The following is a 25652-nucleotide window of genomic DNA, read 5'->3' as shown; positions in this document are numbered from 1 at the left end:
AGCGATGAAACAGTCTATAGGGGAACGACTTTTTGATGTATTTAATACATTGCTGCTCTTGTTGATCATGGTTTTATGCTTGTACCCGATGCTGTACGTGTTCAATTCTTCAATCAGCGACCCGGACCAGATGCTGCGTTCCCGTTCACTGATGCTCATTCCTGAAGGTTTTCAGCTGGGAGCGTACAAGTCGGTATTTCAGGATACTCGCATCTATACGGGATATATGAACACCTTGTTCTATGTTGTGGTGGGTACCGCCATCAATCTGCTCATGACTTCGCTGGCCGCATATGGGCTGTCACGCGGTGATCTGATGGGCAGAAAAACGCTGCTGAAGTTAATTACGTTCACGATGTTCTTCGGCGGGGGTATGATTCCGACGTTTCTGCTGATTCAAAATCTGGGCATGGTGGATACCCGTTTTTCGCTTATTATTCCGGGTGCCATCAGCACATTCTATTTCCTTATTATGAAAACAAACTTTGAGGGCATTCCGATCAGTCTGATCGAATCGGCGAAGCTTGATGGCGCCAATGACTTTCTGATTTTGTTCCGAATTGTATTGCCTTTGTCAAAGCCAATCCTGGCGGTCATGATGCTGTATTATGCGGTTGACCATTGGAATGATTATGTCGGACCAATGCTCTACCTGCGTAGTCAGGAACTGTATCCAATCCAGATTATTATGCGTGATATTCTGATCAGCAGCAGTACGGAGGCCATGGGCGCTGGCGCTGATACCGGCTTTGCCATTGGGGAGAACATCAAATATGCGACCATTATTATCTCCACGCTGCCGATTATGCTGGTATATCCGTTCATCCAACGTTATTTTGTTCAGGGCGCTCTAATTGGTGCTGTGAAACAATAAAAAATGTATCCTATGGAGGCGAATTACGTGAAAAAAAGAATGGGGTCCATCCTGTTGTCATCGCTACTTACCATGTCTTTACTGGCGGGCTGTACGGGGGATAATGAACCAGGTAACGCAGAGCCAGCAGAGGGAAAAGAACCTGCGGTTCAGGCGTTGACCGAGATTCCACTACCGATTACAAGTGAGCCTTTTACCATTGACTACTGGCGCGCCAATGATGCCAAATTGACGGCTTCCTTGAACAATTTTGGCGATATGGCGGCTTATAAGGAAAAGGAGAAGCTGACGGGTATCCAAGTGAAGTTTACTCATCCTCCGCTTGGACAACAGCGGGACCAGTTCAATCTGTTGATCTCCACGAAGGAGCTTCCAGACGTCATTTATTATAACTGGGCGGATGCGGTTGGCGGACCGGAAAAAATGATCAAGGACGGCCGCATCATCCGGTTGAATGAACTGATCGACAGTTATGCACCGAACTTAAAGCGGATTATTGAATCCGATCCGGATGTGAAGAAACAGATTGCACTCGACGATGGAACGATCTATATGTTCCCGCTGCTCAAGCTGGATGCATTGAAGCTGAATGCCACTTCAGGTTTAATTATGCGCCAGGACTGGCTTGATGCATTGAACCTTAAGGTACCTACCAACATCGATGAGTGGTATACGGTGCTTAAGGCATTCAAGGAACAGGACCCTAACGGCAACGGCAAGCCAGATGAGCTGCCATTCACCGGAAACTGGGGACCGGGCAACCTGACCAAGCTCCATGATTTTGCCGCGGCCTTTGGCGTAATTGGCGGCTTCCAGATGAATGGAGACAAGGTGGAGTTTGGACCGATTCAGCCGGGCTACCGTGATTTCTTGGAGACCATGGCGAAGTGGTACAAAGAAGGGCTGATTGATCCCGAGATCATGACCAATGACGGTAAAGCTTTCGACTACAAGGTCACCAGCAATCTGGCAGGCGCATATCAGGGCGGTGTGTTCAGCGGCATGGGGAAATATTTTAATCTGATGAGAGATACGGATCCGAACTTTAACGTGACTGGTGTACCGTGGCCTGTATCTCCGGATGGAACTTCGTATGCGACATTTAATCTGGACGCTAAAGTGTTGTCTTATGGTGAGGCTATTACGGCTTCCGCAGACGAAGACAAATTGAAATACATTGTACAGTGGATGGACTACAACTATAGCGAAGAGGGTAGTGATCTGTTCAACTTTGGTATCGAAAATGACAGCTATGTTCGTGACGGGGAAGGTGTCAAATTCACAGATACCATCATTAATAATCCGAACGGTCTGACGTATGATCAGGCACTGGCTTCCTATGCCTTATCCATTATGGACGGTCCGATCAATCAGGATAGCCGTTATCTGGATGCATTATTATTTGACGACGGTCAACGTGCCGCGAATGCGGAATGGATGAAAGCAAGCTCAGCATTAACACTTCCTCCAATTCGTTTGTCAACAGATGAGGTGACCACAAGTACATCCATCATGAGCCAGGTGAATACGTATTTAAATGAGACGATGACTGCCATCATTAGCGGACAGAAGCCGATCACCGAATTTGACAAGATGGCTGAAACGATCAAGAGCATGGACATTGACCGGGCGATTGAGGTTCATCAGGCTGCGTATGATCGATATCAGTCCAAATAATACGTGAGAAATCGAGCGCTAAAACTTTGGGGAAACCTTCCTGTATGTGATATACCTAGTAGTATCACGTGGTTCAAAGGAGCGCTTTGGTCATGACAGCCTACCGTAAACTCAGCATCAAAATGAAAATGTTTCTGATGATTATGTTCATGATGGCGTTTATCATCATCCTGGCGTTTGGGTCCTTGTATTATACGTACTCCGTTTATGACAAACAGCTGTTTGATAAGTCTTCCCGACTTCTGAACCTTTCTTCGTCTACAGTGGATGTTGAACTTCAGAAGTTGGAAGCGTTGTCATTAAACATGATCTCCGATACGCAGATTCAAAGAGCCTTGAAGTCGTTGCTGGATGACGATAGCGCATATTCAAGCTTTATTGAACGAAAGAAGATCACGGATCGGTTATGGGAGCATATTAGTGGGGCTGCACGTTATGTGCAGTCCGTTCATCTGATTGATTCCAGGGGAAGAGTGAATAAATATGGCGAGACGCTCACCGTATCCAAGGAAAAGTATGATCGGATGATTGCGGCTGCGGAGCAGGCCAATGGTGCAGTACGCTGGTTATACCCGGATGACGATGACCCGATGCTGGTTATGGTTCGTCAGGTGCGAGCCTACGAACCGATGACCCTGGAACCGGTAGGCATACTGTTTCTGCGTATTAATATCGAGCGACTCGTTGAGGAGTATGCGGGCATTGATAGCCAGGACAGTGACATTATTTTAAAAGCAGGCAGTGAGGTGGTCTATCCTTATCGCCAGCTTCCAGAAGCGGTGTCCGCGGGGCTGAATCCACTTCCAGGCAGTGGGGGATATGAGATCAAGAATCTGGATGGGAGGGAGATATTTCTTTCCCAGAAGAAATCCGCATACACCGGCTGGGTGTATTATAATATGGCCTCTTATGATGAAATTTTTGAACGTATTATATGGTTGAAAAATAGTTTGATTGTCGTTTATCTTATCGCCATTCTGGTTGTTCTCGCGCTTGGTATGGTGTTCGCACGAAGTCTGACAAGGCCGATCAGACAGCTCATCAGTCAGATGAAGGAAGTGCAGTATGGGGATCTGGAGAATATGGATGCCAATCTGTCCATTCCAACACATCAGCACATGGATGAACTGGGGTTATTACAGCGTACGTATCGACTGATGATTACACATATTAATACATTGATCAAAGAAAATTATGCAAGCCAGTTGGTCATTAAGGAAACAGAGTTCAAAGCGCTACAGTCGCAGATCAATCCTCACTTTCTGTATAATGCGCTGGATTCGATCCATTGGCTCGCCAAAAAGAACAGGCAGGAGCAAATCTCCAGTATGGTGTTATCACTCGGATATTTGCTGCGTTCCTCCATCAGTTTCAAGCAAAATATCATTACCATTGCCGAAGAATTGGAGATCGTCAATCATTACATCACCATTCAGACCTACCGTTTTCGGCAGCGGCTGGATTTCCGCTTGGATGTGCCCGCTGCCTATCTGGGGTGTGCCATTCCGAAGTTAACCCTACAGCCCCTGCTGGAAAATGCCATTCAATACGGATTGGAACCACAGGTTGGATCATGTCTCATTCGAGTGTCTGCCGAGATAGCAGGTGACAAGCTGGTCCTTATCGTGGAGGATCACGGTCCCGGCATGGAACCTGAATATGTGAAGCAAGTGCTTCGCGGAGAAGTGAAAACCAGAGGAACAGGCATTGGCCTGCTGAATATCAGGGAGCGGGTGCGTCTGGCTTTTGGCGAAGAATATGATGTTCTGCTGGAGAGCAAGCCAGGGCTTGGAACGAGAGTAACGGTATTGCTGCCACCCCCATCACCATGTAAGGAGGAGAAGCTATGAGAAGATTATTGCGAACGATAGGCATGATCTGTCTTATACTGACTCTTCCTGGCTGCGTGAACCAGCTGAATCAAAGGCCAGGCATGATTGTGGACGAAGAGCCGATAACACTGCGCATCGCTTGGTGGGGTGGGGAGTTCCGCAACAATGCAACGATTGCCGTGATCGACCTGTATGAGAAACTGAATCCACATGTGAACATTGAGTACGAATATAGCAGTTTCAACGAATACTGGAGAAAACTTGCACCACATGCAGCAGGCAATGCGTTGCCCGACATTATTCAGATGGATATCTCCTATCTGTCCCAGTACAGTTCGTTGCAACTGTTGGAGGACATGACGCCGTACATGCAGAGTGGGCTCATCGACACGACGGATATTGAGAAGGAACAGCTGGAAAGTGGAAGCCTGAATGGGAAAACCTACGGCCTCAGTTTGGGTGTAAACGCCATGCTCAGCATCTATGATCCGGAAGTGTTGAAGGCCAATGATATTGAATTGCCAACGGATACGTGGACTTGGGCAGATTTTGACCGGATGGGCGAGCAATTGCTCGGGAAAGGCATCTATCTGGGAACCTATTTCACGCCTGAACAGTTTTTCGCGTATTACTTGAGACAGTACGGTTCCAAGCTGTACGCGGAGGATGGCAAGGGATTGGGTTATGAAGATGATGGGTTGTTTATTGAATACTTTGGCAGGATGCAGCAGCTCGCGGAGAAGCAGCTTATTTTTGCACCGGATATCTGGACATCAGATATTGGCCAGCCTGATAACGACCCGTTTTATCTGGGAGAGGCTTTGTTTAGCTGGGGGTATTCCAACCAATTTATCAGCACCGCTCAGCGTTATGGCAAACCTTTAACCATCTCCCCGATGCCTGGGCCAAACAGCCAGGATGGATTGTTCTTGAAGCCAGGCATGTTTTTCTCCATGGCGGGTAATTCCAGACATAAGGAAGAGGCTGCCAAGTTTATCAGCTTTTTTGTGAATGATTTGGATGCCAATCTGCTGCTCAAAGGGGAGCGGGGTGTGCCTGTCTCATCCAGTGTCAAAGAGCGGATGAAGCTGGTGGTTGAACCGGAGCTGGCGCAGGTGTTTGACTATATTGATTGGGTTGCGGATAATAGCACTCAGATGGACCCGCCTGATCCTGTAGGTGCACCCGAGGTCACTGCGGTATTGCGTGAGTTGTATGATCTTCTGCTGTTTGGCAAAATTACGCCTGAGCAGGCGGCGGTGGAATTTCGTGAACGGGCGAACGGAATACTGGGTGGAAAGTTATATAAATTGAACTAATCGTCACTTACACTTGCTACTCCGATGACAGAACAACCTTCTGATCGCTGTTATCCCCAGATTTTTTGGATTCCCTTTTTCAAAGGGGAAAATCCGGGGATAAAGGCGAACGCTTCGCTTCTTCAGGTTATTTCTGTCCTCTTCGTTTTGTGTAAATATATAGTTCAATTTATATAACGAATAGTAAATAAAAGAACAACCTTCCCTCTAGTACAGAGGGAAGGTTGTTTTGCTGTTTAGTGACTTATTTGTACAACTCATATATTGAACTTAGAATCCTTTAAGCCCTACCTTTAACCAAACTGGGCTTGATGCAGTCGACTGTACGAGCCTTTACGCGCGAGCAGTTCTTCATGACTTCCTTGTTCAGCGACGCTGCCGTTCTCCACCACCACGATGCGATCGGCATGTCTGATGGTTGCCAGTCGATGGGCGATCACCAATGTCGTACGTCCCTGCGCCAGCTCGGACAACGCCAGTTGAATGGCAGCTTCCGTCTCGGTGTCGAGCGCGGAGGTGGCTTCATCCAGAATGAGGATTGGCGGGTTTTTCAGGATCATTCTTGCGATGGACAACCGTTGCTTCTGTCCGCCGGACAACTTCACGCCACGTTCACCGATCATGGTGTCCAGTCCATCTGGCTGGGATTGTACCAGCTCTTCCAGTTGGGCCCTGCGAATGGCTTGCCAGATTTCCTCATCGGAAGCATTCAGTTTCCCGTATGCAATATTTTCTCGAATTGATCCATCAAACAGGAAAATATCCTGCTGCACAATCCCGATATGGGAGCGCAGTGATTCCAGCGTCATGTCCTTCACCGGAATGCCATCAATGGAGATATGTCCCGCATCCACATCGTAGAAACGTGGGATCAGACTGCATAGTGTCGTTTTACCCCCGCCCGAAGGTCCAACGAGAGCAACCGTCTGGCCTGCCTGAATATCCAGATTGACCTGAGACAGCGTAGGTTTGTGTTCTCCATAAGAAAAGGTAACGTTATGGAAAGCAATATCTCCTTTGACATCCGGAATCGGTTTTGCCTGTGGTGTATCTTCTACATCCGGTACAGCTTCAAGAAGCTCCAGGTAACGTCTGAATCCGGCGATGCCTTTGGGGTACGTCTCGATGACGGAGTTAATCTTCTCAATTGGTCCAAGGAATACATTGGACAGCATTACAAAAGCGATGAACTCCCCGTAGGTCATACTGCCTTGAATGACAAACCAGGTTCCACATACCAGTACAAACAGCGATACAAATTTCATTAGAATAAAACTGAGTGAAGAGTTCCAGGCCATAATACGGTAGGTGATTAGTTTTGTAAGCCGGAAACGTTCGTTGTTCTCAACGAAACGTCCAACTTCATGTTTTTCATTGGCAAAAGCTTGTACCACACGGATGCCGCTCACATTGTTCTCAACCCGTGCATTATAATCGGCAATATCCGCAAACATGCGCTTGAACGCCTTGGACATTTTGCGACTGAAATACAGTGACAGGTAGATCATCAGCGGTACAATGATGAACGTCATCACAGCGAGCTGCCAGTTGATCCCCAGCATAATTCCGAAAGCTCCGGCGAGTGTCATGAGGGCAATGAATAGATCCTCGGGTCCGTGATGCGCAATCTCACCAATATCCATCAGATCGTTGGTCATGCGGGAGACCAGATGCCCGGTCTTATTGTTATCGAAGAAGCGGAAGGACTGCTTCTGAACACGCTGGAACAGTTCACGCCGCATATCGGATTCGATGTTAATGCCAAGCTTGTGGCCCCAATAGGTCACTGCATAATGGAAAAAGGAACTGAGCAGGTAGATGCCGAGCAACCCGACACACGCCGCTAAGATCATGGACCAATTGCCAGCCGGAAGCAGTTGATCGACCACCCGGTTAACGGCGAGTGGAAAGGCCAGCTCCAGCAGAGCGGCAGCGATGGCACAGGAGAAGTCCAAGATAAAGAGCCTTTTGTAAGGACGATAATAAGACATAAAACGGCGAAGCATATGTAAGTCCTCCTCGATATGACACAAATGCCCGAGCAGGCTCATTAGCCTGTCCGGACACCTGTATTCATGCTTATGTTATTTACGGTTTTGCTCGGCACGTTCTACGATCATATCGGCGAATTCTTCAGCCTGACCTTGAATCGCAATCGGGTCGAAGTACCAGTAACGGTCTTCCAGCAACTCATACACCTGATTGTTTTTTACAGCCGGCAGGGATTTCCAGATGGCATCACCTTGGTAATTTTTATTGTTCTCTCCAACGGTTAAAAAGATATGATCCCCTGCATAATCACCAACAACTTCACGCGAAATTTCTTTCCATTGGGTATCACCCATCAGTTCTTTTTTGGTGATTTCGAGTGGGGCAAGTTGCAAAGCACTGTAGACCGCTTGTCCTCCTCGACCGAAATTGTCTCCATATCCATAATAACTCTTGTCGGATACTTCAAGGATGGAGAAGGTTTCCTCCGGTTTGATGACTGTTTTCACCTTGGCACGAGCGGCTTCAATCCGTTCATCGTACGTTTTCAGCCAAGCTTCGGCTTCTTCGGATTTGTTCATCAGCTCTCCGAATCCCCGGATTTCGTCATGCACATTGGTGAATGTACCATAAGGAATCACTACGGTAGGTGCGATTTTTTGATAACTCTCAATTTCGCTGGCCTGATCGGAGTAGGTAATGATCAGATCCGGGTTCAAGGCAATAACCTTCTCCATGGATACCGCCGCCCGATCACCAATACTCTCGATGCCCGCCACCTGATCTGCATAGAACGGGTTTTCCAAATAATATTGAACAGCACCAATGGGTTTCACACCCAGTGCAAGCAGATCACTTACGTACATATCGGTAACGATCCGTTTCGGTTCAGCCGGAATTTCAACATCCCCGCTTAATGACTTGTAGATTCGTGTAACATTCGAATTGTCCGAACCGGACGCCGTGTCTGTGCTCGTCTCGGAAGAGGCTGTTGTCGTTTCGGTTCCCGCTGCCGATGTCTGTTCAGTGGCAGTCGAGCCTGTTCCGCTGCTACATGCAGCCAGAATCATAATAATGGCGAGCATAAGCAGCAAGCCGGAAAAGCGTTTTTTTGCAGCAAACATATTTTTGTTCCCCCTGTGTATAATCAATAATGATTATTATTCTCATTAATAACATAGAGGAAGATGTGATATTTGTACATGGACAACTATGATCACTACTGCATGGACAATTATGATGTGAGGTGACGCATGATATGCTGCAACTGCTCCCTAACGGACAAGGGATCAAATCCATAGAACATGTCGGCATCAATCTCGTATACACGTCCTTCACGAACGGCGGATAGAGTGCCCCAGGATTCCTGATTCAGCAGGTTAGTCAGCATTTCTCGTTCGGCAGGTTCCTCAGGGAAGGCGACAAACATGTGATCTGCGCCATACAAGTGAATCTCAGACAACGGAACATGAATGTATCCCGTGAGTAACTGCCCATCCTGCTCCATCCGTGAAGGTGGGGTGAAGCCCAGCGATTGATACAGTACATGAGAAGCTCTGCCCCAGCCATGACCATAGATATAAGCGCCGTCCTCTCCAATCATAAACATGCAAATAGCGGACCCTCGAGTCCCTTCCATCCATTGATCCAATGTATGATTGGCCTCTTGCTCAAGTTGATGATATCGATCTAACAACGTCTGTGCATTGGACTCAAGCCCGGTAATTCGGCCCAAATGAAGAAGCTGCTCCTGCCAATCAAGTTCCTCGAAGGGCATCAGAATGGTCGGTGCGATCAGACGTAGTTCATCGGAAGCGGGATGCGGTGCATACCCGATAATGACATCGGGCTGAGCGTTTGCAATCAGATCCGTATGTTTAACCAGCTCATATTCGGAATGTTGCTCAAATTGCTCATGACCATCATGACCATGTTCACCACGTTTTCCCTCCATCCAGCTTGCTACGGCGCCCATGTGGGGAGTGTGGCCCAATGCCAGGAGTGAGGCCGTATAGTTGTAAGTCAAAGATACAATCTTTTTGGGCATTTTCCGGTAGTGTGTTGGTGCTGATCCAACCATCTGTTTGAATTTTCGGCTTAGATAAAAGGTGTCCCTGTAGCCTGTCAGTTGTGCAATTTCCTGTAGGGTAGGGTTCGCGAACAACAGATGTTCTTGAGCCATCCTGATTCTGAGACGAGTTACATATTCAACAAACGTAAGACCTGTATGTTTCTTGAACTCCCTTGAAAAATGCTCAGGACTCACATTTGCATCCCGTGCCAATTGTTCGCGGGTTAACGGATGGGTATACATCTGATGGATATGTCTGAGCACGGCGTCGAGCCAGGAGTGATCTTCATGAGCAGAATGAGCCGCATGATCCCGCAAAATATCCAGTAACTCATAGAAAAGCATATGTGGCCTGAATGGACTGGAATCGTAGCCCTTTGAACTTGCTTGAACCAGCTCTACTGCCCTATCGGTGAGAGTACGACTCGCAATGGGAGCTGGTATCCCGAACGGCCAGAACAGCTGTTCATTTTCAGTGGAATCAAAAGCAATAGCAATGCCCTGTACTGGCGACAGGGAGCCGCGCTTGTTCTCGTGCTGAAGCAGGCTTCCAGCTTGCCGAACGACTGCAGAGCCTGCATTTAAAGTCAGTTTACCCTCTGCACTGATCAGCCTGGCTTGGCCAGCAGTAATGATGTATAGCACATGAAGAGTGCTCCACATCTCATCTATGCGGGAGAATGCCTCGCGGTCGTGAAGCTGCACCAGATGGCATAGCTTGAAGAGGGCAACAGGTATGGACTGAATCTTCTGCAAGGAAATGGGACGGGACAGCGATTTTTTATGATAAATAGGCTTGGAAATATTCATTAGATAACTGTCTCCTTACATAAGTCAGCAGGGAAAGTATTCGTCTCATGCCCCTGGTGTACTGGCGTAATTCTCGGATCTCAACTATTATGCAGTATATACTATAAACGGAGTGACGTGGATGGACAGATTGAACAAATCAACTTTTTATTTGAAAAATAGATAAAGTGGTTGAAATCGCTATCAACACCGACTATAATGAAAATGTCGAAACGTTTCAATCTGGCGTTTACTGCCAGTTTCACTGTATTAGGCACGAACTGTTTATAGAGCGCCAGATTGAAAGACGTGTCATGACCATCACTAATGGTATGGATTGGAACGGGACGCATTCAACCGTGGCCCCATAAGGATGGGAACGAGGATTTTTTTTGAGAACACCTCGAAACGTTTCGATTGACATCCATCGCTATGATATGTATAAAGATTAATAAACGATAATGAAGGATTTAGTGGTTGTTCTAACCATGTATCGTATAAAATGTAGATAACCTTAGAATTTGTTCTATATAAATTGAACTAACATTTACACTAAACGGAGAGGGCAGAAAGAACCTGAAGAAGCAAGGCGTTCGCCTTTATCCCCGGATTTTCACCCTTATAAAAGGGAAACAAAAAATCTGGGGATAACAGCGATCGGAAGGTTGTTCTGTCATCGGAGTGGTCAGTGTAAATATTCTGTAGTTCAATTTATATATAGTTTAGAAGGAGCGAACGTGGAATGGCAACGATTAAGGATGTGGCAAAGCTGGCTGGTGTAGCACTTTCGACTGCTTCCTATGCGCTGAGCGGGGATAGCAAGGTTAGTGCCAAGACCAAGGCTAAAGTGCTTGAGGCAGCACGAGAATTGAATTACCGCAAGAACGGCTTTGCCATGGACCTGAAACGGAGCCGGACAAACACGATCGCTTTAATTCTGACAGATCTGTCGGGCCCGTATTACTCGGAGTTGATCCGTAGTGTACAGGATGTAGCCCTTGCGAACGGGTATGACCTGATTGCGTGCAGCTCCATGGGTGGACGGGACTCAACGGCAGTGCGATTTTTGCGTGAAAAAAGAGTAGATGGAGCCATCATCCTGGCGCATAACATTCATGATGATATTCTGGTAGAATCTGCCGGTCATCGTTTTCCGATTATTGTGATGGATCGTCAGCTGTCGAGTGACCATTTGGTCAACGTTCTGGTGGATGGAGAGCAGGGCGGTTACCTTGCAACCCGCCACCTGATCCAGGCAGGACATCAGAAGATTGCTTATATCAGTGGCCCATCCAACTCGTATGACAACGCGCTCCGTTACCAAGGGTATCTGCGAGCAATGCGGGAAGCGGGACTTGAAGAAAAGTCCAAATGGCGTCTGAACGGTAACTTTGTGCGTGAGGGCGGATACAGTGCAACCAAAATGATGATCATGCAGGGCGAACTTCCCTCAGCGGTATTTTACGGTAACGATGAGATGGCGATTGGTGGCTTGAAAGCATTGGAAGAGCGTGGTATATCGGTGCCGAATGACATTTCCGTGATCGGTTTTGACGATATTCAGTTGTCCGAATATGTGCATCCACCGCTGACAACGATACGCCAGCCGAAGCATGAAGCCGGGTCGCTCGCCGGACATCTGTTATTCCAGATGCTCAATGGCGAAGCGGTTGACCCTTCATATACGTTAACGATTAATATGATCGAGCGCAGCTCTGTACGTTCGGTTTAGACCGAGTCTGAACAACAAAGAACTGCCTGCATGCTGAAGTAAAAGTTTAATGATGGGGTTATCGTCCGGACGGGCTGTAAAAAGCCGGTTTGAAGAGGCCCCTATTCTTTTTCAAATTTATCGAAACGTTTCGATTTTAACTAATTCAAGGAGTGAACCTTATGACAACGATGATTAATGAACCGATCCGGTTAAGTGCCGGAGAGTTATCCTTTACCTTTTTGAACAGTGGCGATCTATACCAGGCTACATCCGGTACAACGATGTTGAACCAGTTGCTCAGCAACCAGATTGATGGATCATTGAACAACCTGTACCTGCGTGTACATGAGGGAGAGAATATTAGCTCGTTCCCGTTGCTCGGTGTACGTTCGAACAGCAAGGTGATTACAAGCAAAGCACAGTCCAGCAACCAGTTGATCTGGGAGGGTACAGTCCAGCTGGAAGGTAGCGAAAAAGGCATTGGCTATCAGGTCGTATTTACGGCTACACCGCAAGGTGTATGGTTCTGGGATGTGAAGCTCACAGGACAACAACATAACGTAGACGTGGTATATGGACAGGATGTAGGTCTTGCTGATCCAGGTGCGGTACGCAGCAATGAAGCTTATCTGTCACAATACATTGACCATACGGTGTTTGAAGATGAAGCGAAAGGTTATGTCGTTTGTTCCCGTCAAAACCAGCCTCAGGGCGGTGCATTTCCATATATGCAACAAGGTTCCCTGACGAAAGCAATTGGTTATTCCACAGATGGATTCCAATTCTTCGGTCTGTCGTACAAGGAAACGAATCAACCAGAGAGCTTGAATCGCCCAACGCTGGCGAATGAGACGTATCAGTATGAATTTGCTTACACGGCATTGCAATCTGAACTGCTGAATCTGAACGGAGAAGCTCAGGTGGTCTTTTATGGACTGGCGAAGCCTAATCATGCCGAAGGAATCTCTGCATTGGAATTCGGAGATGAAGTTACCGCAGCATGGAATGAAGTACAGGCTCTGACTGTGGAAAATGGTGACACGTTGGAACAGGTAAAACTGTCCTCCTTCCTGGGTGAACCGCTGGTTACGCTTGATCTGACGCAAGATGAGATTCATGATCTGTTCCCTGATCGTCATCAGGAAGAGCATAGCGGTGAGGAACTGTTATCCTTCTTCACAGGCAGCTATGAACATATCGTTCTGAAAGCAAAAGAATTGCTCGTAGAGCGTCCGCACGGTCACATTCTGATGAGTGGTGGCAACGTGCAACTTGGAGCTCAGGTTATTACGACAACGTCGTATATGTACGGTATTTTCAACTCACAACTCGTTATTGGTAACACCAATTTTAATAAAATGATCAGTAATGCCCGCAATGCATTAAACGTGCCGAAGTCGGCGGGACAACGCATCTATGTGGAAATGGACGGACAATATCGTCTGCTGACGATGCCTTCCCTGTTCGAGATTGGCTTCAACTATGTACGTTGGATCTACAAAACGGCATCCGATACGATCATCGTGACGAACTACACAGGGGCACACACCACTGAAGTGAGCATGAACGTACGCTCCACAAGTGGCACGGCATACCGTTACCTGGTAACAAACCAGATTACGATGAATGTGAATGAGTACGAATATCCGCTGCATATGACGCAGGATAGCGATACTTTGATCTTCAAGGCTGATCCACAAGCGATTAGTGCAGGAACGTATCCAGATCTGCAATACCGTATGTCGGTCGATGGCGCAGCTGTAAATGTAGGGGACGAAACGTTGCTGGCAAGTGGTATCCGCAGTGGTTCCGCATCACTGGTTACGCTTAGTCTGGAAGCAAGTGCTGAATGGACGCTGAAGGTACAAGGGGTATTGGAAGGCCAAGCGGACAGCGGAGTGGTAGCAGGCTCAAGTCTTACGTTTGAAGAGGAAGTGCAGGCATACCGCGAGTTCTTCGCAGGTGTGATGAACGGATTCCGTTTGTCCCGTGGCGAAGGTCAGAGTGCAGAGGATCTGTTCAAAGTAAATGCGCTGGCTTGGTGGTACACCCACAACATGTTGGTTCACTACTCCGTGCCTCACGGTTTGGAGCAGTATGGCGGCGCGGCTTGGGGTACACGGGATGTGTGCCAAGGTCCGGTGGAGTACTTTATGGCAACGCAAAAATATGAGCAAGTTCGCGATATCATCAAAATGGTTTATACCCACCAATATGAAGATGATGGGAACTGGCCGCAATGGTTCATGTTTGATAAATACTTTGCGATCCAACAGGAAGAGAGCCATGGCGACATCATCGTATGGCCGCTGAAAGTTCTGGCGGATTACCTGACAGCGACTCGCGACTATGCAATCCTGGATGAGAAAGTACCTTATACGGTTAAACATAGCTTCGGGTTCACGGAAGAAACGGCAACGGTACTGGATCACGCGAAAAAAGAAATCGAATATATCCGTTCGCACTTCCTGCACGATACGTTCCTGTCTTCCTACGGCGATGGCGACTGGGATGATACGCTCCAACCAGCCAATGCACAGCTGAAGCAATACATGGTGAGCAGTTGGACGGTGGCATTGACGTATCAGTCCGTGAATGTGCTCTCGCAAGCGCTGAAATTCAAGGATGCGGACTTTGCACAGGAGCTTGATGTGCTGGCTCAAGGCATTCGTGAGGACTTTAACCGTTACATGCTGGGCACAGATGTGATTCCAGGCTTTGTATACATGGAAGAAGCGGACCAAGCGAAGCTGATGCTTCATCCAACGGATACAGAGACAGGCATTCAATATCGCCTGTTGCCAATGACGCGCAGCATGATTGGTGAGTTGCTGAATGCGGAGCAAGCAGAGTCTCATTACGCATTGATCCGTGAACAGTTCCTGTGCCCGGATGGCGTGCGTCTGATGAATCGTCCGGCTCAGTATGCTGGCGGAGTAAGCACACACTTCAAACGTGCAGAGCAAGCGTCCAACTTCGGTCGGGAAATTGGGTTGCAATATGTACACGCTCATATCCGTTACGTAGAAGCGATGGCGAAGCTAGGTAAGACAGATCAGGTGTGGAATGGTCTCGCGATGATCAACCCGGTTGGTATCGGCGAGGTTGTACCTAACGCAGAGATTCGCCAAGCGAACTCATACTTCAGTAGTTCGGACGGTAAGTTTAATACGCGTTACGAGGCACAGGAGCATTTTGACCAGCTTCGTAAAGGGACTGTACAGGTGAAAGGCGGATGGAGAATCTACTCCAGCGGCCCTGGAATCTACATGAACCAGCTGATCTCCAATGCACTTGGCATTCGTCAAGAGGGCGGCGATCTGGTCATTGACCCGGTATTGCCAGCTGAGCTGAACGGCATGCAATTCGAGTTTGAATATGCAGGTGAGCCGGTGACGTTTATCTATCACTTGAATGAAGGTGCTGTGAGCCGTGTAGCGGTAAATGGTAAGGATATTCGTACCGAGCGTACAGCGAACCGTTACCGTCAGGGCGGGGTCTGCATCTCACTGGATGAGTTCAGACAAGCACGTAGTGCTACTGAGCGCACGGTTGTTGATATTTATATGTAATCTCATAGCATGATGTACACCAAGGTCATCCTCCTTTATTCAAGGCGGGATGGCCTTTTTGCCATATGCTCTTATGATTGCTCACCGTAGCGGAACTGCCAGCAACGTATGCAACAGCTCATTATGCCGCACATGCTTGGTTACGTAGCCCTGTTGCTCCAGCCAGCTGCATAGCTCACTCAGCAGAGGGAAGTGACGCTCGCGCAAGGCGCGCAGCTGTTCCTCGTGTCCTGTGGTTTCTGCCTGCTGAATATAGGAATCAAGGTGAGTCGCATCAACAAACATCAGATCCGTTAGACCGATACGTCCGCGCGAGGTTAATACCCGCTGCATCTCCTGTAATGCCAATAGTTGCTGATCTGGACTCAGATGATGGAAAGCAAAGCTGGATACAACAAAATCGAAGGAATGATCGGCAAAAGGCAGCGCCAGAAAATTACCAAGTTTCACATGCATCTCAGGATATTTGGTACGACATCTGCGCAGCATCTCCCGGGATTGGTCGATTGCAGTGATGTCTGCGCCGTGCTGTAGCAGTTTCCCAGCCAGATTACCTGTGCCTGTACCAATATCGAGTCCTTTCTCACCAAGGGCGGGAGAGATCCAATGAGCTGTCTGTTCGAGCGCTTCGTCATAGTTGTGATACAGATAAAAGGAAGACTGTACCATATCCTTGGATTCGCTAGGCGTGGAATGATCTGCATTATGGTGTGGATGTAGAACTTCATTCTCATCGCTTATAGGCGAGGCGTTGTCTGAATGATGCCTGCCGTCTGAATTGGGTTGTCCAGTACTGGCACTTCCCGCCGCCTGCACTCGCTGATCATGGATGGCTGCCTGCGTATCATAATTCCACCGATCATGCCAGTTCTGCCGGGCTTCACGCAGGCGACGGGCACTGTCCGCGAGATCGTGCAGATGGCTGACATCCAGCGGTCCGTCCTGACGATTCAGGTCAATCATGCGCTGGGTTGTATCCATCATACGTTTGAGCTCAATCCACTGGGCATACATGACGGCCTGTTGCAGCTCCAGATATTCTTCCAGCCGCTGCTGATTCCCTTGATCAATCTCTCCGAGCGCGTGTGTAATATCCTGTAGGGACATGCCAATCTCACGCAGTGCAGCAATGGTCTGAAGCCGCCAGATATCATTCTCGGTGTATGTGCGATAACCGTTACTGGATTGTTTGGCGGGTAGAATTAATCCTTTTTCTTCATAAAAACGAATGGCTCTCGCCGATATACCAAGCCTGCTTGCTGCCTCTTTGATATTCATCATGCATCCCCTCCTTATCGAATCAGTATAAACCATGACGTTACGGCAAGGTTAAGTGTTTATTTCATTTTGCGAAAAGGTTCGATACCGAGTGGAATTTTAGTCAAAGCTGAGGCTATGCTACAATATATAGAACGAAAAAACTTAAATTGTGAAGTAAAAGAACAATGTCATCCTATTCCTAAGTTTCTCAACGTTCTTAACTCTCTTAACTTTCCCGACGTTGTAATGCACAGCGTTGTCGACTATTGCACGAAAGGTTGAATCATTATGCTTACCAGCCATACATTTACGATTCGTCCATCCGAGATTAAAGATGCAGCCCAGCTAATGGAGCTAGACACCCTGGTATGGGACAAATACACTTCTCCTGCACCGATGCAATGGCGTTCCAGACAACAATATCTGCAGCATTGCCCGCCAGGCAGTCAATTGATTGCGGTGCAGGGAGAGCGGGTATGTGGTTATGTGGGCTTTAATCCAGCCACAGGTATGCCGGTCAACCGTCATGTCTACGAGATTCATATTGCAGTTCACCCTCATGATCGGCGTTGTGGTATTGCTACAGCTTTGATGGACGCCATCAAGCAGCATGCGATTGAACAAGGCGTTCGCAAGCTCAGGCTGCGCGTACTTTCCAGCAATCCGGGAGCGATCACGTTTTATACACAGTGTGGATTTGTGACGGAAGGCAGGCTGGTGTCCGAGTTTTATATCGGAGGCAAGTATGTGGACGATATTCTTATGGGTTATTTTATCCAGAACAAATAGAAACTAGCTGAGGAGGAGGAACAACAATGGACATGGGACTTCAAGGTAAAAAAGCACTGGTGCTGGCTTCCAGTAGAGGGCTGGGTAAAGCGGTAGCCGCTCAATTGGCAGCAGAAGGTGCTGACGTCATGCTTGCCAGCCGGAGCGAAGAAAAGCTCGCAGCAGTGAAGCAGGAGCTTCTGGCGCTTGGTGGTGGTGGACGTGTGGAATATTGTGTAACCGATGTGACACGCAAGGAAGACATTGAGGCTCTGATTCATAAGACAGCGGAGCTGTTTGGGCAGATTGATATTCTGGTGAACAATTCGGGTGGCCCACCATCGGGTTCATTTGAGTCACTGACGGATGAGGATTGGGAACGTGCATTTGAATTAAATGTGCTCAGTTATGTAAGGCTGATTCGTGGTGCGCTCCCTTATATGAAAGAAAGCGGAGGACACATTGTCAATATCGCTTCAACTTCGGTGAAACAGCCCATTCCGGGTCTGGTTCTGTCCAACACGTTCCGTACCGGCGTTTTCGGATTGGCGAAGACCTTGTCTCAGGAGCTGGCTCCATACGGAATTTTGATCAACACGGTGGCGCCGGGACGTATTGCAACAGACCGTATACGTGAGCTGGATACTGCACGGGCAGAGCAGAACGGAGTCAGTGAGGACGAGGTCTCTGAACAGTTCCGCAAGGAGATTCCTCTCGGTCGTTATGGTCAACCAGAGGAGTTTGCCAAAGCGGTGGTGTTCCTGTTATCCGGGGCCAATACGTACATTACCGGAACCTCATTGATCGTGGATGGTGGCATGGTCCGAGCCCTATAAAAGTCATGGATATAATAAAATACCCTCTGTCACCACATTCCGTGGAGATCGAGGGTATTCGTGTTGATCTATTATGTTGGGAGAGATCACTCCAGATTCATTATGTAAGCGAATTAGCGTAATAGTTCCCATTCATGCTGAAGCATGCCGTAAACTGCATGGTTCACGTATCCTTTAGGCAGTTTCTCTGCCTGACGAATGACACCCTCGAGAACAAATCCGAGTCTTTCAGGGATGGCGCGACTCCGTTTGTTATTCGTTGCCGAGCGAATCTCGACGCGATTCAGATCCAGGGTCACCAGAGCATAATCAACCAGAACGCGACAAGCGCTTGTCATCAAGCCCTGACCCTCAAAACCTTTGCCAAGCCAATATCCGATGCTTACCGAGCGGTTGGTCCAGTTAATCTCGTGGAATCCAATGACGCCGGCTAGATCCCCTTTTGACCATACTCCGGCGGTGAATCCGCCATTTTCGGCACCTTGTTTTAACGCGTTGGTAATGAAGTTTGAGGTGTGTTCCACTTCTGTCACATGATCCACCCACGGCAACCAATGTCTCAGTTGATCCCGCGAGCGATCCGTCAGTTCAAACAGAGGTTTAGTATGTTCCATAGCCAGTGGCCGGAGTTCGGTATATTCATCCAATGAATAGGTAAACATGAATGCAACCTTCTTTCTTTGTATAGTGTTGTTCAAAAAAGTCCACTTTTGATTACAAATCATGCCTAACGGCATTATCAGCATCGAATATGAAAACCAGATTTTTTGAACACGTATTTGTAGTGGATTAGCGGGAAGTCTTGGGTAACTTTTGCTCCAGTGCAAACAGGTCTTCTTCCATTGAGGCCATGCGTTGATTGACCGTTGTGCGTGCGTCACGGAGTGCCTGATTATATATGTAGGGAGCGAGCTGTGTCATGAACAGGTCGAGGACACCCCAAGCGGCCAGATCGCCGAGTTCTTCGCCACGTTCCTCTTCGAAATACGACTGGATGGTGCGAATGGCTTCATCCTGCTGTTCTTTGGTCAGTTTAAGCGAGTTCGATGGAATGGGAAACCCTCCCTTTAATTTGTTTTTACTATCATGCTACATGATTCGAGCGAACCCGTCAAAATGGTTTAGGGCCTATTTATGCACGGCTAATCCTGACTTTGGTGCCGTTCTTTATTGAACTCCTCCCCCGTTAAAGGTATATTTAAATGAAACGCGTACGAAACTTTCCAAGAAAATAGTTTTTTTCAGGAAATGACTTCGTTATTAAGGAATTATAGCCGGAATTGCTGCAATTCCCTAAGGCTCCAATCCATTCATGAAAGGTTTGATACCTGTGGACAATCGTACAACCCCACCTAACTTTATCAAAAATATTATTACCGAAGATCTCCGGTCTGGGAAAGTCCAGGAAGTTATTACCCGTTTTCCTCCGGAACCGAACGGTTATCTGCATATCGGCCATGCCAAGGCGATCTGGATTAACTTTACGCTGGGCGGCGAATTTGGCGGCAAAACGAATCTGCGCTTTGATGACACGAACCCGGTCAAGGAAGATGTAGAGTACGTTCAATCGATTCAGGAAGACGTGAAATGGCTCGGATACGAGTGGAACGAGAAACGTTTTGCCTCGGATTATTTTGACGAAATGTACAACCGTGCTGTCTTGTTGATTAAAAAAGGTAAAGCCTACATCGACGACCAAAGCGCCGACGAAATCCGTGAAATGCGCGGAACGCTGACGGAACCGGGTAAGAACAGCCCGTACCGTGATCGTTCGGTGGAAGAGAATCTCGACTTGTTCACACGTATGCGTGCAGGCGAATTCAAGAACGGAGAGAAAGTGCTGCGTGCCAAGATCGATATGTCTGCACCGAATATCAATCTGCGCGATCCGGTTATTTACCGGATTTCTCATGCACATCATCATAACACGGGCGATAAATGGTGTATCTATCCAATGTACGCCTTTGCTCACCCGCTCGAAGATGCAATTGAAGGTGTGACGCACTCTCTCTGTTCCCTGGAGTTTGAGGATCAACGTCCATTCTACGATTGGGTTATTGCCGAGTGTGAGATGGAGAACCAACCGCATCAATATGAATTTGGTCGCCTGAATCTGTCCCAGATGGTAACAAGTAAGCGGAAGCTGAAACTGCTCGTAGATGAAGGACATGTGGATGGATGGGATGATCCACGTATGCCAACAATTTCGGGTCTGCGCCGCCGGGGATATACACCGGAAGCTATTCGTGATTTTGTATATGAGACAGGCATTTCCAAAAACTATGGAGTTATCGACCTGCAAACGCTGGAGCACTTCGTACGTGAAGACTTGAAACTGAAAGCTCCGCGCACGATGGCTGTCCTGCACCCGCTCAAAGTGGTCATCACCAACTATCCTGAAGGACAAGTGGAATGGCTTGAAGCAGAGAACAATGTGGAGAACCCGGAGATGGGTAATCGCCAAATTCCGTTCTCCCGTGAGATTTATATTGAACAAGATGATTTCATGGAAAATCCACCGAACAAATATTTCCGTTTGTTCCCTGGCAACGAAGTTCGTCTGAAACATGCATACTTCATCAAATGTAACGATGTGATCAAAGATGCAGAAGGTAATGTAACTGAGATTCATTGTACCTATGATGTGGAGACAAAGAGCGGCAGTGGCTTCACTGGCCGTAAAGTCAAAGGAACAATCCACTGGGTAGAAGCGACTCAAGCGGTACCTGCTGAATTCCGTCTGTATGAGCCGTTGATCCTGGATGAAGCACCGGAAGCAGAGATCGAAGTGGCAGTAGCTGGTGCTGAAGCTGAGGTTGTGGAAGAGCAACCGGAGAAAACGTTCCTGGATCAATTGAACCCGAACTCCCTTGAGATTGTTAATGGGTTTGTGGAACAAGAGATGAAAGAAGCGAACGCTCAGGATAAATTCCAATTCTTCCGTCACGGTTACTTCAGCGTAGATCCAAAACATTCCGAGCCAGGACGTCCTGTATTTAACCGGGTTGTATCCCTGAAAAGCTCGTTCCAACTGCCGAAGGCATAAGGGCGCTGGATGAAATTTATGGCCTGTTCATTAGAGTGCTGGTAAGCAGCCAAGTTATAAGTTAAATAAAGGGCATCCTTCGTCATAATCATGGCGAAGGGTGCCCTTTTGTTTTTCTGCATTAGCCAGGTCCAGTTTTAGACAATACAATTCCGCATGAACATGAACATGAACATGAACATGAACATGAACATGAACATGAACATGAACATGACTATGAGCTGAGGCCATAGATGTGCGTATGAGGCAAAAATCTAACGAACCGAAGACACGTTAGTCAAGTGTATTTGGGCGTTCCAGCAACGTAACGAATCGTAGACACCTTATTTCCTCATTTGGCTTGTCTTTTTGGGGTTTTCAGCGTCTTTTACGCGAAATAACGTGGCTGAGATTCCTTAGCTTTAGAATTTCGTGAAATTGCTGCAAATAAGGCGTCTAAGGTTCTTTAGCATTAGAAGCAGGGTTGTGTTGAGAGTATAAATGAAGCACTGGATGAAGGGGAGTTATAAAGACCGGAATGAAGCTCAGGATAAGTTAAATTGCGTGGCTTAGAGGTAGGTTGAGATAGGGACGACTAAATCGGAGTAGGAGTTCATGTAGCTTGCCATTATCGAGTTGTAGTGGGGCACAGTTCACGTTGGAAATGTGCCATGTGAGGGGCAACGAGCCCATGGAGGCGCCTTTCTCTTTACTGCACCTATGCTTAATCTTTTGTCTGAATGTTTGAACGTTTTATTTACACCCTAACGTAGAGGACAGAAGAAAGCTGGAGAAGCGGAGCGGTCGCCTTTATCCCCGGATTTTACCCTTTGAAAAGGGAATTAAGAAAATCCGGAGATAACAGCGATCAGAAGGTTGTTCTGGCATCGGAGTGCGCTAGTGTAACTTTAATCGTGCAAATATCCCCCTGCAACAAAAGATTATCTGTCCTCATCCATATTACCCATCTCCGTCAACACAACTGGTTGATAGCCGTTGCGTCGATTCGACAACCACATGATGCTAAATCCAACAGCGCCGATGAGCGAGAAGAATACGCCGATGCTATACATGATTTCCGCACCGAAGCTCTGGAACAACCAGCCGCCGAACAGACCGGCAATCACGCCGGAGAGACCGCCCCAGGCCATCGTGTAGACCGCTTGACCGGAGGAACGATAAGGTCTTGGGATGAACAGCATGGTCAGCTGTGTGCCTACATAGAAGTACCCACCAAACGTAATGGAGTGCATTAACTGAATGAATACAATCTCCATCGGATTGGTAGCTAGTGCCATGAGCTGCCAGCGCAGTGCAAACAGCAGGCTGATCAGGATGAGCGATGCCAGGAGCATGCTCATTTTGCGTTTGAGCAAGCGGTCGAGCAGCAGGAATACACCGACTTCGAGAATGGATGAAGTGAAGATGGCCCAGCCAACCATCTGTTTGTCGCCACCCATTTCTACAATATATAGCGACATAAATGTACTGTTCATCGCATTGGGCACCGAGACGAGTACACCCAGGCCGATAAATGTCATAAAATACGGATTGAACATGACTTTGCCAAACCGCCGAAAAGTAACCACGGGGGTATCCGAAGCGATGGGCTGTCTGGGCAGAAATACGGATAATACAAAGGCTGCGGCAATCATGCACGCAAATATAATGGATACACTGCCGATGCCAAAACGGTCAATGAGCGGTCCGGCAGCGACAGCAGTCAGCGCCCAACCGAGTGAACCCCAGAGCCGGAATGCCCCAAATTTCTGGCTTGTACCATCGATATATCCGAGAATCAGACTGTTCGTCTGGGCGAATAATGGACTTTGAAAAAAATAAAAGAAAATCATCGCTACATAGATCCATGTATAACTGGGCGCATAGAACACACCCTGGGCGAGCACAAATGTGCCTCCCATCATAATCATCAGGATGATACGAATATTGCGAGATTTATCGCTCCAGAAGCCCCAGAACGGGTTGGCGAATAAGGATACAAAGGGTCCAATCGCCATCAGACTGCCAATCTCCAGTTTGGTCATACCAATCTCTTGCAGGTAAAGCTGCAGGAATCCGGCGAAGATGGAGATAGCTCCATATATGAAAAAGTTATATAGTTTCAGAGAAACCAATGAGGGATTGCCTCTTGAAGGTGCAGGTCTGTCCAATTAAGCCATTCCTTTCAAATGCATATTGTTCAATGTATCATTTGTTGAAAGGGGATTCAATGCATAGCGAACGTTTTGAAATTGATGCAGTCAAACACATATCGTGATCTGAGGGAGGATAACAACATGAACACGCGTGAATGGACAGGCATCATATTGGCAGGAGGATTATCCAGTCGCATGGGGACCAACAAGGCCATGCTGGAACTGAACGGTTCCGTTATACTGCAACATGTCACAAAAGCCATTAGACCCGCAGTATCCCGTATCATCGTGGCTGCCGGACCCAATGTGACAACCTACGGTGCAATGGGCTACGACTGCGTTCAGGATCACTATCCGGGGAAGGGGCCACTCGCCGGTCTTCACGCGGCACTGGAAGCTTCCGATACAGACTGGAATCTGGTATGCGCCTGCGATATGCCGCTCCTGCAAACGTCCTTTTTTGATGGAATAAAAAAACTGGCCGAGTCGCGTGACTCTTATTCTGCTATCGTTCCACGCGTGGATGGACATGTCCACCCTCTTGCAGGGGCTTACCACAAACGAGTGCTCCCTGATCTTGAGCAGCGTCTGATTCAGGATCATCTTCGAGTCATGCGATGGCTTGAAGAGATCGGTTGCCGATATGTCGAAGCCGAAGAGCTTGAGAGAGCGGGTGTTCATCAAGTTGCGATGCAATTGAGTAATATGAACACGCCGGAAGAGTACGAACGTATCCGTAATCAAGATTGTGGACTCGATTCCGATCTGTAGGATACAGGATTACCTGATGCATCTGCATGATGATTGCGATATTGAAGCGGGCTTTGGCCTGTCCAACGTTTGAATTGTCTGCTGAAATGGGACAGATGGGTGTAGCCGAGCTTCCACGCAATTTCCCCGAGCGACAGCTCTGGCTGTTCGATCAGCACTTTGGCCTCCTGCAACTTCAAGCTGGACAGGTAAGCCCTGGGCGATCGCCCATACACCTTGCGAAAGACCTGCAAACCATATCCCGGGCTGATGCCAAACGAGGATATAATTTGCTCTACTTTGACCGTGGATACACTGCTTTCCTTGGTTCGAAGCTGGGCATGGAATGCCTGCTTGATCGCCTCCGCTATAGCTCCCGCATAATGCATGGCTGTTGGCGCTGGTGCATGTGAAGCAGCAACGGAAGTGGTGGACTCCGGTTCATTGTCAGCAGCTTGGGACAACAGGGCGAACAGTTCAAACATGCGGGCCTGCATGATCATTTTATCAGTGGACGTGTAGGCTTCAGATACGTTAATCATCCCCATCCAACTCTCCAGCACAACGCGTATTTTCCTATTATCAGCCGTACCTGCTGCGTAGATTCGGCTGTGCTGTGACATCAGCTTCAGGGTGAAGACCGGATCATCCACATTAAAATGAGCGCTAAAATAAGTCATGCCTTCCGTGGATACACATTGATTTGTATGTTTGAACCCGGGAGGAATGAGAAGAATGGAACCTTCCTCCACGGTATAGGTATAACCATGAATCACACTCTCCTGCGTACCTTCGATGATCAACATAATCTCAAAGCCCGGATGTGATTCCTCGGGCATCGCCCATCCATAGGGTACTTGTTGGGTGTGAGCACCATAGAATTTGATGTTACAGTCGATAATAGGCAGCCAGTGGGCCAGCGTATGGTGAGGCATTTCTCGGAGCTGTGATCGGATATCCATAACATCACCTCGGAAAAGGGTAAAAACAACTTGCCTTATACAATCGGCACCCGTAGTA

18 protein-coding genes are annotated in these 25652 nt (G+C 47.8%); 10 read left to right on the top strand and 8 right to left on the bottom strand.

Annotated elements, in window-relative coordinates; translation table 11 throughout:
* Positions 1–4 precede the first annotated feature (4 nt).
* From MKY44_RS26560 to MKY44_RS26545, 4 genes are all read left to right on the top strand, one after another.
* Positions 5–874 (top strand): carbohydrate ABC transporter permease, encoded by an 870-nt coding sequence (locus MKY44_RS26560; protein WP_341009289.1) that lies wholly within the window; start codon positions 5–7, stop codon positions 872–874.
* 27 nt (positions 875–901) lie between these two features.
* Positions 902–2551 carry an ABC transporter substrate-binding protein gene (locus MKY44_RS26555; protein WP_341009288.1) on the top strand — a complete coding sequence of 550 codons (1650 nt, stop codon included), beginning with the start codon at positions 902–904 and terminating at the stop codon, positions 2549–2551.
* A gap of 92 nt (positions 2552–2643) precedes the next feature.
* Complete coding sequence (locus MKY44_RS26550) at positions 2644–4401, top strand: sensor histidine kinase (protein WP_341009287.1); 1758 nt, start codon at positions 2644–2646, stop codon at positions 4399–4401.
* Positions 4398–5702: an ABC transporter substrate-binding protein gene (locus MKY44_RS26545; protein WP_341009286.1), complete on the top strand. Its 1305-nt coding sequence runs from the start codon at positions 4398–4400 to the stop codon at positions 5700–5702. Before MKY44_RS26550 ends, MKY44_RS26545 begins: the two co-directional genes overlap by 4 nt.
* A gap of 293 nt (positions 5703–5995) precedes the next feature.
* Here MKY44_RS26545 and MKY44_RS26540 read toward each other — a convergent pair whose 3' ends face one another.
* From MKY44_RS26540 to MKY44_RS26530, 3 genes are all read right to left on the bottom strand, one after another.
* Positions 5996–7708, bottom strand: a complete 1713-nt coding sequence (locus MKY44_RS26540; RefSeq protein WP_341009285.1) for an ABC transporter ATP-binding protein — start codon at positions 7706–7708, stop codon at positions 5996–5998.
* A gap of 78 nt (positions 7709–7786) precedes the next feature.
* Positions 7787–8815 (bottom strand): ABC transporter substrate-binding protein, encoded by a 1029-nt coding sequence (locus tag MKY44_RS26535; protein WP_341009283.1) that lies wholly within the window; start codon positions 8813–8815, stop codon positions 7787–7789.
* A 110-nt stretch (positions 8816–8925) separates the two neighbouring features.
* Positions 8926–10572 carry an AraC family transcriptional regulator gene (locus MKY44_RS26530; protein ID WP_341009282.1) on the bottom strand — a complete coding sequence of 549 codons (1647 nt, stop codon included), beginning with the start codon at positions 10570–10572 and terminating at the stop codon, positions 8926–8928.
* 721 nt (positions 10573–11293) lie between these two features.
* On the opposite strand from MKY44_RS26530, the gene MKY44_RS26525 reads away from it, so the two are divergent.
* Together MKY44_RS26525 and MKY44_RS26520 are read left to right on the top strand one after the other, a co-directional pair.
* On the top strand, positions 11294–12283 hold the full coding sequence (locus MKY44_RS26525) for a LacI family DNA-binding transcriptional regulator (protein ID WP_091012843.1): 990 nt from the start codon (positions 11294–11296) through the stop codon (positions 12281–12283).
* Between the two features lie 161 nt (positions 12284–12444).
* Complete coding sequence (locus MKY44_RS26520; protein ID WP_341009280.1) at positions 12445–15837, top strand: GH36-type glycosyl hydrolase domain-containing protein; 3393 nt, start codon at positions 12445–12447, stop codon at positions 15835–15837.
* An 81-nt stretch (positions 15838–15918) separates the two neighbouring features.
* Here the strand turns inward: MKY44_RS26520 and MKY44_RS26515 are convergent, their stop codons facing one another.
* Positions 15919–17118 (bottom strand): methyltransferase domain-containing protein, encoded by a 1200-nt coding sequence (locus tag MKY44_RS26515; protein WP_341009279.1) that lies wholly within the window; start codon positions 17116–17118, stop codon positions 15919–15921.
* Between the two features lie 267 nt (positions 17119–17385).
* Between MKY44_RS26515 and MKY44_RS26510 the strand changes: the two genes are divergently transcribed.
* Both MKY44_RS26510 and MKY44_RS26505 read left to right on the top strand, forming a co-directional pair.
* The gene (locus MKY44_RS26510) at positions 17386–17886 is read left to right on the top strand and encodes a GNAT family N-acetyltransferase (RefSeq protein ID WP_341009278.1); all 501 of its coding nucleotides are present in this window, start codon (positions 17386–17388) and stop codon (positions 17884–17886) included.
* Between the two features lie 26 nt (positions 17887–17912).
* Positions 17913–18701 (top strand): SDR family oxidoreductase, encoded by a 789-nt coding sequence (locus MKY44_RS26505; RefSeq protein ID WP_341009277.1) that lies wholly within the window; start codon positions 17913–17915, stop codon positions 18699–18701.
* Positions 18702–18814: 113 nt separating this feature from the next.
* Here the strand turns inward: MKY44_RS26505 and MKY44_RS26500 are convergent, their stop codons facing one another.
* Together MKY44_RS26500 and MKY44_RS26495 are read right to left on the bottom strand one after the other, a co-directional pair.
* On the bottom strand, positions 18815–19363 hold the full coding sequence (locus MKY44_RS26500) for a GNAT family N-acetyltransferase (protein WP_036612698.1): 549 nt from the start codon (positions 19361–19363) through the stop codon (positions 18815–18817).
* Positions 19364–19490: 127 nt separating this feature from the next.
* Positions 19491–19733 carry a DUF2164 domain-containing protein gene (locus tag MKY44_RS26495; RefSeq protein ID WP_244988428.1) on the bottom strand — a complete coding sequence of 81 codons (243 nt, stop codon included), beginning with the start codon at positions 19731–19733 and terminating at the stop codon, positions 19491–19493.
* A 280-nt stretch (positions 19734–20013) separates the two neighbouring features.
* On the opposite strand from MKY44_RS26495, the gene MKY44_RS26490 reads away from it, so the two are divergent.
* On the top strand, positions 20014–21747 hold the full coding sequence (locus MKY44_RS26490; protein ID WP_341009276.1) for a glutamine--tRNA ligase/YqeY domain fusion protein: 1734 nt from the start codon (positions 20014–20016) through the stop codon (positions 21745–21747).
* Positions 21748–22667: 920 nt separating this feature from the next.
* On the opposite strand, the gene MKY44_RS26485 is transcribed toward MKY44_RS26490, so the two are convergent.
* Entirely contained in the window at positions 22668–23861 is a 1194-nt protein-coding gene (locus tag MKY44_RS26485) for an MFS transporter (protein WP_341009274.1), read from the bottom strand.
* Positions 23862–24023: 162 nt separating this feature from the next.
* On the opposite strand from MKY44_RS26485, the gene mobA reads away from it, so the two are divergent.
* Positions 24024–24653: a molybdenum cofactor guanylyltransferase gene (gene mobA / locus MKY44_RS26480; protein WP_341009273.1), complete on the top strand. Its 630-nt coding sequence runs from the start codon at positions 24024–24026 to the stop codon at positions 24651–24653.
* On the opposite strand, the gene MKY44_RS26475 is transcribed toward mobA, so the two are convergent.
* A complete protein-coding gene (locus MKY44_RS26475) occupies positions 24623–25594 on the bottom strand; it encodes an AraC family transcriptional regulator (protein WP_341009271.1) in 972 nt (323 codons plus the stop codon). The genes mobA and MKY44_RS26475 overlap by 31 nt on opposite strands.
* Positions 25595–25652 lie beyond the last annotated feature (58 nt).

Origin of the sequence: Paenibacillus sp. FSL R7-0026, assembly GCF_038004485.1 — a bacterium.
In the GTDB taxonomy this organism is placed as follows: Bacteria; Bacillota; Bacilli; order Paenibacillales; family Paenibacillaceae; genus Paenibacillus; species Paenibacillus xylanexedens_A.
This window is presented reverse-complemented; position numbering and strand designations above follow the sequence as displayed.

Excerpts from the sequence above, each read along its gene's own strand:
- MKY44_RS26560 (WP_341009289.1), top strand. The coding sequence starts at position 5 with ATGAAACAGTCTATAGGGGAACGACTTTTTGATGTATTTAATACATTG.
- MKY44_RS26550 (WP_341009287.1), top strand. The coding sequence starts at position 2,644 with ATGACAGCCTACCGTAAACTCAGCATCAAAATGAAAATGTTTCTGATG.
- MKY44_RS26545 (WP_341009286.1), top strand. The coding sequence starts at position 4,398 with ATGAGAAGATTATTGCGAACGATAGGCATGATCTGTCTTATACTGACT.
- MKY44_RS26540 (WP_341009285.1), bottom strand. The coding sequence starts at position 7,708 with ATGCTTCGCCGTTTTATGTCTTATTATCGTCCTTACAAAAGGCTCTTT.
- MKY44_RS26535 (WP_341009283.1), bottom strand. The coding sequence starts at position 8,815 with ATGTTTGCTGCAAAAAAACGCTTTTCCGGCTTGCTGCTTATGCTCGCC.
- MKY44_RS26530 (WP_341009282.1), bottom strand. The coding sequence starts at position 10,572 with ATGAATATTTCCAAGCCTATTTATCATAAAAAATCGCTGTCCCGTCCC.
- MKY44_RS26525 (WP_091012843.1), top strand. The coding sequence starts at position 11,294 with ATGGCAACGATTAAGGATGTGGCAAAGCTGGCTGGTGTAGCACTTTCG.
- MKY44_RS26520 (WP_341009280.1), top strand. The coding sequence starts at position 12,445 with ATGACAACGATGATTAATGAACCGATCCGGTTAAGTGCCGGAGAGTTA.
- MKY44_RS26515 (WP_341009279.1), bottom strand. The coding sequence starts at position 17,118 with ATGATGAATATCAAAGAGGCAGCAAGCAGGCTTGGTATATCGGCGAGA.
- MKY44_RS26510 (WP_341009278.1), top strand. The coding sequence starts at position 17,386 with ATGCTTACCAGCCATACATTTACGATTCGTCCATCCGAGATTAAAGAT.
- MKY44_RS26505 (WP_341009277.1), top strand. The coding sequence starts at position 17,913 with ATGGACATGGGACTTCAAGGTAAAAAAGCACTGGTGCTGGCTTCCAGT.
- MKY44_RS26500 (WP_036612698.1), bottom strand. The coding sequence starts at position 19,363 with ATGTTTACCTATTCATTGGATGAATATACCGAACTCCGGCCACTGGCT.
- MKY44_RS26490 (WP_341009276.1), top strand. The coding sequence starts at position 20,014 with ATGAAAGGTTTGATACCTGTGGACAATCGTACAACCCCACCTAACTTT.
- mobA (WP_341009273.1), top strand. The coding sequence starts at position 24,024 with ATGAACACGCGTGAATGGACAGGCATCATATTGGCAGGAGGATTATCC.
- MKY44_RS26475 (WP_341009271.1), bottom strand. The coding sequence starts at position 25,594 with ATGGATATCCGATCACAGCTCCGAGAAATGCCTCACCATACGCTGGCC.